Source organism: Brooklawnia sp. (assembly GCF_032229645.1).
Lineage (GTDB): Bacteria > Actinomycetota > Actinomycetes > Propionibacteriales > Propionibacteriaceae > Brooklawnia.
The window spans coordinates 23,521-35,067 of record NZ_JAVTWX010000094.1 but is presented as its reverse complement, the minus strand read 5'-3'; the positions used below and the strand labels follow the sequence as shown (position 1 = coordinate 35,067).

Below are 11,547 nucleotides of genomic sequence, written 5' to 3'. Positions count from 1 at the left end.
CCCAACTCCGGATCGCCGATCGCGAACGTCGAAATCGCGCGAGCATCGATGTCGCCGAGATCGGTTGCCATGTCGTGCAGACCCTCGCGCTCATGGCCGGGCGCACCGTAGAAGAAGTCGCTGAGCACCTGAAGGCGCTGCGAATTGCCGCCGGCGATCTCGTCGAGTCTGTCCTCGAGTTCGGCGGTGAACTGGTAGTCGACCAGCCGCGGGAAGTGCTCGACGAGCAGCCGGGTGACCGCGAAGGCCAACCAAGTGGGGACCAGCGCGGTGCCCTTCTTGTAGACATAGTCGCGTGCCGTGATGGTGCGAATGATGGACGCGTAGGTCGACGGACGCCCGATCTCGAGCTCTTCGAGCTTGGCGATCAGCGTCGGCTCGGTGAACCGGGCCGGCGGCTTGGTCTGATGACCCTCGGGGGTGGCAGCCGACAGATCCAGGCTCTGCTCGGGAGTCAGCTGCGGCAGCTTGGCGTGTTCGCCCTGCTCGTCGTCGGCCACGTCGGCGTACGCCTTCAGGAAGCCCGGGAAGGTGATGGTGCGCCCAGACGCGGAGAAGACCGCGCTGCGGATCTCGACTGCAGCCATCTCGGTGCCGGCCCGCAGCCGCTGGGCGAGTTCGGCGCCGATCTTCACCGAAACGCTCTGGCCGCGCGCGTCGGTCATCTGGGATGCCACGGTGCGCTGCCAGATCAGCTCATAGAGTTTCGCCCGGTCACCGGTGAGCTTGGCTTGGGCGGGGGTGCGGAAGGAGTCGCCGGCAGGACGGATCGCCTCGTGCGCTTCCTGCGCGTTCTTCACCTTGGACGCGTAGACGCGCGGCGATGCGGGCACGTAGTCGTCACCGTAGAGCGCCCGGGCCTGCTTGCGGGCCGCGTTGATCGCCTGCTCCGACAAGGACACCGAGTCGGTACGCATATAGGTGATGAAGCCCGATTCGTAGAGTTCCTGGGCGACCCGCATGGTGCGGTCCGTGGTGAAGCCGAGCTTGCGGCCCGCCTCCTGCTGCAAGGTGGTGGTGCGGAACGGTGCCGCGGGGCGACGAGTGAACGGTTTGGCCTCCACCGAGTCCACCGCGAAGCTGGCCTGCTTGAGCGCTTCGGCGAGATCGGTGGCGCACTTCTCGTCCACCACGAAGGCATCGGTGCTGAGCTTGCCGGTCGAGTCGAAATCGGAGCCGCGGGCGACTCGCCAGTCATTGAGGCCGGTGAGGCGGGCGTCGAAGAGCCGCGGGCCGGCCGCCGGTCCGGCGTCGAGGGTGGCCAGCAGATCCCAGTAGGACGCCGACGTGAAAGCCATCCGCTCCCGTTCGCGGTCGACCACCAGCCGCGTGGCGACCGACTGCACGCGTCCGGCCGACAGCTTCGGCATGACCTTCTTCCACAACACCGGGGAGACCTCATAGCCGTAGAGACGGTCGAGGATGCGGCGCGTTTCCTGGGCGTCCACCAGATCGGTGTCGAGCTCGCGGGGGTTGGCGACCGCGGCCGCGATCGCCTCCGGGGTGATCTCGTGGAACACCATCCGCTTGACCGGCACCTTGGGTTTCAGTTCCGCGAGCAGGTGCCAGGCGATGGCTTCCCCCTCGCGGTCCTCGTCAGTTGCCAGATAGAGCTCGTCGACATCCTTGAGCAGCTCCTTGAGCTTGCGGATGACCGGCTTCTTGTCGGCGCTGACGACGTAGAGCGGCGAGAAATCGTCCTCGACATCGACGCCGAGCCGGGCCCAGGGCTGGCCCTTGAACTTGGCGGGGACTTCGGACGCATTGGTCGGCAGGTCGCGGATATGGCCGCGGCTGGACTCTACGACGTAGCCGGATCCCAGAAAGCGTGTGAGCATGGTCGCCTTGGTAGGCGACTCGACGATCACCAATCGGCGGGGTTCTGTGGCCACGTTGCGGTCCTTCAATCTTCGTGGTTTATGAGGATTCAGACAGTCGGGAAGCTACCACGCCGCCAATGGCGAGTCGAAATAGTCGTCCACAATGGCCTGCCGGATCTTCGGCAGCACGCTCGCGCGTAGCTCGGCCGGGTCCTCACCCAGCAGCTTGGCAACGGCAGCAATGATGACGCCCAATGGAAGGCTGCCGTCGCATGCTCCCAGCACGCCGCCGAGCGCGGTATCGACCTGCTGGGCACGCTTCAGGCCGGCGTGTTGGCGCAGCACCACATACTGCGGGTCGCCGGCGCCGGGCGCACCCAGCGTCTCCTGGACGATGTCGTCCCTGAGTTTGAACGTACCCTCGAGCAGCGTCTGGTCGGCGGCCCTGGCGGCGCCGATATTGCGCTGATGCGCGGCGATCACCGGGCCCACCGGTTGGTGCACCTCGTGGGGCCACGATTCGATGGTGATCTGCGGGCGTTGACGGCCGGCGTTGGTGACCGTGATCCAGCCCATGCCGATGCCCTGGATATCCAGCCGGGCGAAGTAGTCGAGCCACTCGCGGTAGCGGACGCCCCAGCTGGGGTCGCCAGCCAGTCCGGCGTCGGTGAGCCACATCTCTATGTAGGCGTAGGGGTCGAGACGCTCACGTTCGATCACCCACAGGTCGGCTCCAGCCGGGGCCCAGCCGGCGAGGCGTTCTTCCCAGGGCTGATCGCCGGTGATGGCCCAGTTGGCGAGCACCTGGCAGATGCCGCCCTCGTTGAGGTGGCCGGACGAACCGCTGACGATCTGGTGAATGAGGTCGTCTGCACTGAAGCCGGTCTCGCGATAGGTGAGTCGTTCGCTGTCCGGCGGGCTCATCACATAAGGCGGGTTGCTGACGATCAGGTCGAACTTCTCGCCGCGCACCGGCTCGAAGAGGCTGCCGTCGCGCAGGTCGATGTCGATCTCGTTGAGGTCGGCGGTGATCTGGGCCAGCTTGAGCACCCGCGGGTTGACATCGGTGGCGGTGATGCGGTCGGCGTGGGTCGACAGATGCAGGCTCTGGACGCCGCAGCCGGTGCCCAGATCAAGCGCGCTGCCGACGTGGCTGTCGACGGTCAGCTGCGCCAAAGTGGTGGAGGCGGGGCTGACGCCGAGCACGTAGTCGGACTTGATCGGATGGGTCTGGTAGTCCAGGCCGGGGGTGGGATCCGAGACGACCCAGCCGTCCCACTGGCCCTGCCGGGTTTCGAAGCTGTAGGGACGCAGGTCGACCCTCGCCCGGATCCGGCCGTCCGCGGTCGGCTCAAGGAGGCCTTCGTTGGTCAGCGCGGCTGCGGGCAGCGCGGCCTCGACCTGGGCGGCTGGTACCGGCAGATTGAGCGGGAAGAGTTCGATCAAGGTGGCGAGCGGGCTCTGATCGTCGCCCAGCGCGTCACGGGCCGGCACCGTGCAGTTGCGTCGCAGGCCGTCTTGGCCGGTCTGGCCGATGCGGTCCAGTACCGCGTCCGCAGTGAAGCCCTCCTGGGTCAATGCCGAGCGCAACTCATCGATCATCGTCACCCTTCTACTGTGACATGAGCGTCCCAGCAGAGGCGGATTCTTTCGGAGTACGGCCGGGGATGAACCCGGACGCGATCACCAATGCGAGTCCGATGCCGCCCAGGGCAAACAGCCCACCGCTGCCGCGGGGCATCAGGCCGGCGCCCATGTAGAGGATGTCACGCAAGCCGCCTGCGATGAATGGTTGCGGGACCCACGGGTAAATCCAGTTCGCCCAGAACGCGGGAAGCACCTCTGGTGGGAGCACGGCCGTCATCATGCCGCACAGCAACGCTCCGATCACCACGAGGACGCCGAGCGGGAAGGCCACGTTGAATGCGCCGAGGAACAGCGCCATCACAGCGAAGCTCGCGAACCAGAAGAACACCATCGTCGTCCCGAACGGCGCCGCGGCGCCGACGAGACCGTTCAGCAGCCAGACCGCCATCAGCGAAGCGAGGAGCGAGGCTCCGGCAGCGTAGCCGAGTTGCTTACCCAGAACCGCGAACCGCTTTGCGGTGGAAGAGGCCTGCTTCTTGGGGAAGATGCGGGTGAGCAGGATCGATCCGATCAGCGACATGATCATCAGCGGCATCACTCCGACCTGCTGGCTCATCATCCTGCCAACGGCGAGACGGAGGTCGTCCCGGCGTCGCCGGTGTGGATGACTGTGATGTCTGCCGAGATCCCCAGCTGCCCGAACATGGTGCCCATCAGCGCCTGCATCTGGGTGGCCATCAATGGGCTCTTCGCATTGTCGAGAACGACATCAACGTGGGGTGCTTCCCCTTGCCCCAGCTGTGCGAGCGCCTGTCCTTGTGTGAAGTCGGCGGGAATCGTGAGCGCGCCGAAGTACTCGTTGTTCGCGATCGCCTCATCGAGCTCTTGTTGCGTCTCGACCAGATGCCAGGCGATGGGCGCGGTCGTGCCGTCGGCGGGAGCCTCGGCGTTCACCAGTTTGTCCGCCATCATCGTGCCGGCGTTCACCTCACCCTGGGGTGTTGTTGCGCCCTTGTCCAGCGACAACACCGCGAACGGCAACTCCTTGGGCGACATGTGAAGTATCGGATAGAACATCAACGCCATGACGCAGCCCACGAGGATGACTACCAGTGCCGGGAGTGCATACTTTCTCGGCCCCAACTTTTCGATCATTCTGAATCCCTTCGGACGACCACTGGACCGGTCGCAACTGATAAACCCGAGTTTATTAGACACGCTGTACCATAAAAATGGGCAAACGCATGCGAGTTGCCTAGTTCGTCCACATCGAGGAGGTTCCATGGGACGCCCGCGCAGCGATCAAGGTCCTGCGGCCGTCACGCGCTTGGAGACAGCATTCTTCGACGAGCTGCGGACGACGCCGTTCCAAGAGCTCACGATCAGCGCGATCGTGCGGTCTGCCGGAGTGAACCGCAACTCCTTCTACTACCACTACGCAGACTTGGACGATCTGGCTCATAGCGCGGTATCAGGCCTCCTGATCTCCGAGATTCCGCGTCTGATCGCGAGTGGCTTCGCACCCGAGTCAGAGCAGTTCGATCAGCTCCTCATCAACGCGGTCGAGGACGGCAACCTGATGAGGATGCTCATCATCACGGGGCCGAATTCGACCTCGCTGTTACGCGACATCCTGAAGGATGCGGTCATCGATCTGTGGCTGGATGTCTTCCAACTGGAGCGCAGCGACTTGAATGTGCAGGAGATCTCCACAGTGCATTTCGTCTTGGCCGGGGGGCTGGAACTACTGGCCAAGGCCGCAACACGCGATCCGCTGGACACGATTGAGGCGCCCGACATGCTGGAAGCGCTGGAGGCAATTCGGGGGCTCCCTATCGTCCAGGCAATCATCCGGATCACGGCAGATAGCCTCAACGCGGCCGCCGCACGCGCGGCAACCCGCCCCACGCCCGACCCGGTCGGCGAATCCGAACGATCGTGGCATGGTTGAGATCGTGACAAAGCTCCCCGCGAGCACGCCGAAGGCGGGGCCGGCGATGGTCAATCCTGATCAACGCCTCAGCGCTGCTTTCGATGTGGGGACGAGGCATCACCGCTCTGGTTCTCTACGCGCTGCTCGGGATGGGGATCGGGCTGTTCATCCGCAATCAAGTGGCGACGATCAGCAGTACTGCCGTGGCATGGTTGAAGCCGTGGCTGTTCCTGGTTGGCTGGCGAGCGATCCGCGCGCGGTGTGCGTGCGGCATCGCGATGCGGTGGCCGGGGAATGCGCCGATTGGCCCGGCTGGCTGCCCGGCGCCGTGCGGGAGTCGGTGATGGCCGCCGGTATCGAGCGGCTCTGGCTACACCAGGTGGCAGCGGCCGACGCGGCATGGAACGGCCGGCACGTGGCGGTGAGCACGGCGACCGCATCCGGCAAATCGCTCGGCTATCTGTTGCCGATCATGGCGGCGACGGCTGTTTCGTCCGCACAGGCGAGCCTGGGATTCACCGGGAATGATCTGCGGTCGAGGTTGGGCGTGGCCAGGCATACTGCGCTGTATTTGGCGCCCACCAAGGCGCTGGAACACGATCAGTGGGCGGCCGCCCGCAAGCTAGGACCACGGGGCTGGCAGGTGGGCTGCCTGGATGGCGATTCTTCGTCGATGGAACGGCGGTTCGCCCGTGACTACGCAAGCTTCGTGCTGAGCAATCCCGATATGTTGCACCGCTCGGTGCTGCCCCAGCACTCTGGGTGGTCGAGTTTCCTCGGGTCGCTGCGCTATGTGGTGATCGATGAGGCCCACCGTTACCGCGGGGTCTTCGGATCCCAGGTTTCAGCTGTGCTGCGCAGGCTGCGACGGTTGTGCCACGCCTACGGTTCGGATCCTGTCTTCATGCTGACGTCGGCGACCGCGAGCAATGCGGGGCAGTCCGGCGCGCTGCTGATCGGTGAGCCCGATCCGCTGCTCGAGATCGGCGAGGATTCCTCTCCTCATTCGGCACGGGAGGTCGTCTTGTGGCGCCCCGAGTCGGATGCGCCTGGCGAGGCGTCCGAGCTGCTGGCAAGGCTGGTCGACGACGGTCAGCAGGTGATCACCTTCATCGCCAGCCGGGTTCAGGCGGAGCTGATAGCGCTACGAGCGGCCGACCGCATCGAGTCGGGACGCAAGGTGGCCAGCTACCGCTCGGGATATCTGGCCGATGACCGACGGGAATTGGAATCGCGGCTGCGCTCGGGTCAGCTGGCGGGTGTGGCGGCGACCAATGCACTGGAATTGGGCATCGACATCACCGGTCTCGATGCGGTGGTGATGGCCGGGTTCCCCGGCACGCTTGGATCGTTCTGGCAGCAGTCCGGACGCGCCGGGCGCGGCGAGCGGGACGCTCTGGTGGTCTTGATCGCCCGTGACGATCCGCTGGACAGGCATCTGCTCGATCATCCGGAGTTCATCTTCGATCGTCCCGTCGAGCAGATCGTGCTGCACCCGCAGAACCCCTATGTACTGGGCCCGCAGCTGGCGGCCGCCGCCCAGGAGGCGCCGTTGACCCCAGCGGACGAGCGCTGGTTCGGCCCGACAATGACCCCTTTGGCGACCGGCCTGAGCGAACAGGGTCTGTTGCGGGCACGTCCGGCCGGCTGGTTCTGGACGAAGGGCTATCGGGCGGTGGACGAGATCGATTTGCGGGGTTCACACGATCGTCCGGTAGAGATCGTCGAGGCCGATACCGGGCGGGTGATAGGTAGCGTCGATCGCGATGCGGCCGACCGGACGGTCCACGAAGGGGCCGTCTACCTGCATCAGGGTGAGCAGTGGCTGGTGACGAAATATCTGCCCGACGAGCCGGTCGCGCTGGTGCGCTCGGCCGAACTGCCGTATTTCACCCAGGCCTTGGGGTTCAGCGAGATTCAGATCATCCGGACCAAGGACGAGTACCCGTGCGGATCCGGGATCGTCTGCCACGGCGAGGTCGAACTATCGAGGCAGGTGACCGGCTACCTGCGGCGCGATTCGGTCACCAGCGACGTCTGGGATGAGACTCCTCTGGACTTGCCGAAGCAGCAGATGACGACCCAATCGATGTGGTGGCTGATACCCGACGATGTCATCGCCCGGCTGCCGTTGCCCGCCGCGCGATTGGGCGCCGCGATACATGCGGCCGAACACACGGCCATCGGTCTGTTGCCCGCCTTCGCGCCTTGCGATCGTTGGGATATCGGCGGGTTGTCGACAGTCCAGCACCCCGATACCCAGATGTGCACGGTCTTCGTTCACGACGGCGCCCCCGGCGGCTCGGGCTACGCCGAACGCGGCTTCGAGGTCGCCGACGCGTGGTGGCGGGCAGCCTTGGAGCGGCTCACCTGCTGCGGCTGCGAAACCGGCTGCCCGTCGTGCTGTGTCTCGCCGAAGTGCGGAAACGGCAATCGAATACTGGACAAGCAGGCGGCCACGGAGTTGCTTGCCGCACTACTGGGAAGACCCTAAGGGCCCTAACCTCGGGGCGTCCGCGTTGCGGTTGCGGGCCGACATCCGCTTACGGTCCTCAGCCCGGCTCGGAGACGATGCCGGCCCTTGATTCGGCGTGGGCGGATTGCGGAGCTCCCGCAATCCGCGGACGCAACTGCACCTCGACGGTGACGTCGACGACGAACTCGCCCCACCCGGTGGTGACCTCGCAGTCGGTCAGCACGGCGTCATTGGCGGCTGCGGCCAGTTCCGCTGTCGGACAGGCCTGGCGTCCATCGCGTTGCGCCTGAGCAGCGGCGATCGCGACCAGATCGGCGGCGGAGCGGGCCCGCCCCCCGCTGGCCAGCCAGCCGGAGAACCAGGCGCCCACCGCTGCGACCATCATCAAGGCGATCATCACAGCAACGATCAGCATCGTGCCGCTCCCTCGTTGGCTACGCCATACATCACGGTTCACGTTGCTCACCGGCCCCCGCTCGGGGCGCTGGCGCGTCCCTCGATCGCGACCGTCCCCAGCGCTCCCCAATGCGTTTCCACGGCGACCAGGACGGTGACCCGGGCGTCGGATTCGAGCACTGTCAGCGCAGCACCGTCAGGCATATGTACTTCAGCTTGCTGCGCAGCCTCCTGGTCGCCGCGGGCCAGCTGCCGCGCGATCTGGCCGGCCGCGTCCGAACACCGAGCCTGCAAAGCCACCAGGCTCACCGTCCAGCCCAGCATTCCGGCCATCAGGCAGGCCGTCAGCATGCCGACGGCCAGTTCGACGGTGACCATCCCGCGCTGGCGGGATTGCCGCAGCAGCCCCGAGACCGAATCCGTAGCGAGGGATCGAAGCATGACGCCTCCTTCATGAGAATTGACTAGGAGAATCAGCAGGTTCGGGCAGGTGCCACGGCGGCACCCACCCGAACCTCAGCTGGGATCAGGGCAGACTGCCGCCGACCTTCGAGAGAAGGTCAAGGACGAACTTCAGCAGCATCTCGAAGAAGGCGTTGTCGTTGAAGACCCTGAGCAAGACAAGCGCGAGCGCCACGGCGGCGAGGATTCCCACCGCATATTCGGCAGTGGCCATGCCGCGCTGGCAGGCGCGCCGCAGGCTGCGGGCCTTGATCACCGGAATGAGCAGCTGCTTGGAGTTGACTGCGGGCCGTCTGCTGCCGGTTCCGGATTCGAATTGAGTGGTCATGGTTGTTCTTTCCTTTCGAGTGTGGTGCCGGCCTTCGGCCGATCGGAAGACTCGTTGCTGGATGCTTCTGAGTCGCCATAAGGATTGGTAAATGGGGTGCTGAATCGCTCATACGGACAACACTTTGTGGAAAACTCAGCGAAGTTGAGTGAAGGTTCCAAGGGTGGCGGCGACAATCGGCACGACCCCTACGAGGACGAACGCCGGCAGGAAGCAGCACACGAGCGGCAACACCGAACGCACTCCGACGGCTCGGGCCGCCATCTCCCGGCGGGCGCGACGCACCATTCGGGCTTCCGCCGCGTGTACCTCAAGGACGTCCGCGACCGCGGCACCCGAGGCGGCGCAGCGCGCGAGATCACGCGCCACCGGCCCCCAGGTCTGGTCGTCGCGCAACGAGGTCCAGGCTTGGGCATCTGAGCGTCCGAGCTCGATATGGCCGAGTACCCCGCGCAGCAGTCCCGCGCTCGGCTCAGGTGCCAGGGCCGCAATGTGCCGCACAGCTGCCCGCAACGGCACCCCGGCATCCAGCGCCGCAGCGAACAGCTCGAGGCAACCCGGCAGCTGAGCAGACAGCTGCTTGGCTTTGCGCCGCTCGGATGCCGCCTCCAGCCACCGCAATAAGGCGATGGCCAGCGGTATCGCCAGGACACCAGCCACTCCCGCGCCGCTGTCCTGGCCGAGCAGCAGCCAAGATATTGCTCCGGCGAGCAACCCGAAACGCCATTGCATGGCGGATATCTGGTTCAACCACGCCGGCGCCCGGCTCCGCCAGCCGAGGACGACTCCCCTGTCCGGAGGTTGCGTCAGCGAGAGCTCACGTAGCGCGGCCCGGTTCGGGCCTGGAACAAAGCAGATCACGGCCACCCCCAAGGCCAATCCTGCAATCAGCGGACCTGACACGGTCATGTTCCCTCCACGTCCTCGCCGCGCAGCCTGCCCAGCAACGTCGTCCAGACGAGGCCCGCGCATACCAGGCAGATGGCAGCGGCCAGGCAGATTCGTCCGCCCTGAGTGCCCGCCAAGAAGGCGAGGGGGTCACCACCACCTGTGAAGCCCAAACCGATGCCCATCAGCGGCAGTAGCGCGAGCATGCGGCCGCTGGCACGCGGCGAAGCCAACTCGGAGGACACAAGTCGTTCCGCGGCGGCCTCGGCCCGCAGTCCTTCGGCCACTCGGGCGGCCGCGTCCGCAATCGGCGCGCCGGTTATCTGGCAGAGTTGCCACGATCTGCCCAGCGCGGCCAGCCCAGCACATCCGGGGCGACCTGCGGCCACCCGTAACGCGGCCGGCACATCACCGCCGATGGCGTGGGTGGCGGCGACCGGTTGGAGTAGCGGGCTATCGCCGGCCACCCGGGCCAGCGCGGCCGATGGGATGTCGCCCACCCGCAACTGGGTGGCGACGGCGAGGCAGGCCTGCACCACTTCGTCGCCATTGTGGTGCCGAGCCTTCTCTGCTCGGGCGTTCACCACAAGCCATCCGGCGGTTGCCAGTACCACCAGCCCGGGAATCACCCAGACCAGCAAGCGTGGCGCGAGGCTTGCGCAAACGGCCAGTGCCGCCGCGATCGTCAGCCCGCGCACCCAACCCGTCCAGGAGCGGGTCACCGCAGAGCGGCCGGAGCGGTTCAGCCAGGCCGATACCCGATGAGACGGATCGGCCGGCCACCAGCAGACCAGAGAACCGGCCAACGCCAGACAGGCCAATGAGATCATGATGTCTCCTTCAATAGCCGAGGAAGGCCCAGCAGATCGGCCAGCTGTCCCCACCCCGGGCCCTGCTTCAAGCCTCGTCCGTCTGCGGTTGCCACTGCGGTCTCGATGAACACGAGCCCGGACGCCGATCTCTGAGCGAGCCCGATCTGGCTGACGCTGCGGCGTCCATCAGGCAGTCTGCTCACCTGAACCACCACCCGCAGCGCGGAGGCAACCTGGGCATGACAGGCTTCGCGTCCCAAGCCACCGAGCGCGGCCAGCGCCTCCAAGCGGGCCGGCACATCGGCAACCGAGTTCGCATGCACGGTGCCACAGCCACCCTCATGCCCGGTGTTCAACGCGGTCAGCAGATCACAAAGCTCGGCGCCGCGTACCTCCCCGAGCACCAACCGATCGGGACGCATCCGCAATGCCTGTCTGACCAGGTCTGTCATCGTGATCGCCCCGGCGCCCTCCGAGTTCGCCTGCCGGCATTCCAACCGCACGCAATGCGGATGGTCGGGCGCCAGTTCACGAGAGTCCTCGACGATCAGCAGCCGTTGTTCGGCCGGCATCAGCCCGAGTAGACCCGCCAGCAGCGTCGTCTTCCCCGAACCGGTTCCACCTGAGATCAGAAACGCAGTCTTGGACGCCACCAATGCCCGCAGCACGTCCGCAATCCGCGCACAGATCGAGCCATTGGCCACCCAGTCGTCGAGTGAGAAGGTGCGCCGCGCCGGTACCCGCAGCGATAGGCAGGTTCCTGGATCGGCGATGGTCCCGAGGACCGCGTGCAGGCGGGTGCCATCAGCCATCCGAGCGTCCACGAATGGGCAGGAGTCGTCGAG

Annotated in this window: 12 protein-coding genes; 2 read left to right on the top strand and 10 right to left on the bottom strand. The window is 66.0% G+C overall.

What is annotated here, in order from left to right; translation table 11 throughout:
* From topA to AAFP05_RS07095, 4 genes are all read right to left on the bottom strand, one after another.
* Nucleotides 1-1,838: type I DNA topoisomerase (gene topA / locus AAFP05_RS07110; RefSeq protein WP_341729168.1), on the bottom strand; the 1,838-nt coding region annotated here is incomplete at its 3' end.
* A 105-nt stretch (nt 1,839-1,943) separates the two neighbouring features.
* Nucleotides 1,944-3,422, bottom strand: coding sequence for a methyltransferase (locus tag AAFP05_RS07105; protein ID WP_341729158.1), 1,479 nt, complete (start codon nt 3,420-3,422; stop codon nt 1,944-1,946).
* 10 nt (nt 3,423-3,432) lie between these two features.
* The gene (locus tag AAFP05_RS07100; RefSeq protein WP_341729157.1) at nt 3,433-4,023 is read right to left on the bottom strand and encodes a hypothetical protein; all 591 of its coding nucleotides are present in this window, start codon (nt 4,021-4,023) and stop codon (nt 3,433-3,435) included.
* A complete protein-coding gene (locus tag AAFP05_RS07095; RefSeq protein ID WP_341729156.1) occupies nt 4,023-4,562 on the bottom strand; it encodes an ABC transporter permease in 540 nt (179 codons plus the stop codon). The genes AAFP05_RS07100 and AAFP05_RS07095 overlap by 1 nt, the downstream gene beginning before the upstream one ends.
* A gap of 127 nt (nt 4,563-4,689) precedes the next feature.
* Here AAFP05_RS07095 and AAFP05_RS07090 point away from each other — a divergent pair, with 127 nt between their 5' ends.
* A complete protein-coding gene (locus AAFP05_RS07090) occupies nt 4,690-5,358 on the top strand; it encodes a TetR/AcrR family transcriptional regulator (protein WP_341729155.1) in 669 nt (222 codons plus the stop codon).
* Between the two features lie 190 nt (nt 5,359-5,548).
* Nucleotides 5,549-7,834 carry a DEAD/DEAH box helicase gene (locus AAFP05_RS07085; RefSeq protein ID WP_341729154.1) on the top strand — a complete coding sequence of 762 codons (2,286 nt, stop codon included), beginning with the start codon at nt 5,549-5,551 and terminating at the stop codon, nt 7,832-7,834.
* 58 nt (nt 7,835-7,892) lie between these two features.
* Here the strand turns inward: AAFP05_RS07085 and AAFP05_RS07080 are convergent, their stop codons facing one another.
* From AAFP05_RS07080 to AAFP05_RS07055, 6 genes are all read right to left on the bottom strand, one after another.
* On the bottom strand, nt 7,893-8,273 hold the full coding sequence (locus AAFP05_RS07080) for an Rv3654c family TadE-like protein (protein ID WP_341729153.1): 381 nt from the start codon (nt 8,271-8,273) through the stop codon (nt 7,893-7,895).
* Nucleotides 8,274-8,278: 5 nt separating this feature from the next.
* Nucleotides 8,279-8,653 carry a TadE family type IV pilus minor pilin gene (locus AAFP05_RS07075; protein WP_341729152.1) on the bottom strand — a complete coding sequence of 125 codons (375 nt, stop codon included), beginning with the start codon at nt 8,651-8,653 and terminating at the stop codon, nt 8,279-8,281.
* Nucleotides 8,654-8,738: 85 nt separating this feature from the next.
* Complete coding sequence (locus tag AAFP05_RS07070; protein ID WP_341729151.1) at nt 8,739-9,002, bottom strand: DUF4244 domain-containing protein; 264 nt, start codon at nt 9,000-9,002, stop codon at nt 8,739-8,741.
* A 135-nt stretch (nt 9,003-9,137) separates the two neighbouring features.
* On the bottom strand, nt 9,138-9,911 hold the full coding sequence (locus AAFP05_RS07065; RefSeq protein WP_341729150.1) for a type II secretion system F family protein: 774 nt from the start codon (nt 9,909-9,911) through the stop codon (nt 9,138-9,140).
* Nucleotides 9,908-10,720 carry a pilus assembly protein TadB gene (locus AAFP05_RS07060; RefSeq protein ID WP_341729149.1) on the bottom strand — a complete coding sequence of 271 codons (813 nt, stop codon included), beginning with the start codon at nt 10,718-10,720 and terminating at the stop codon, nt 9,908-9,910. The genes AAFP05_RS07065 and AAFP05_RS07060 overlap by 4 nt, the downstream gene beginning before the upstream one ends.
* Nucleotides 10,717-11,547, bottom strand: an 831-nt coding sequence (locus tag AAFP05_RS07055) for an ATPase, T2SS/T4P/T4SS family (RefSeq protein WP_341729148.1), incomplete at its 5' end; no start/stop codon positions are given. The genes AAFP05_RS07055 and AAFP05_RS07060, both read right to left, overlap by 4 nt.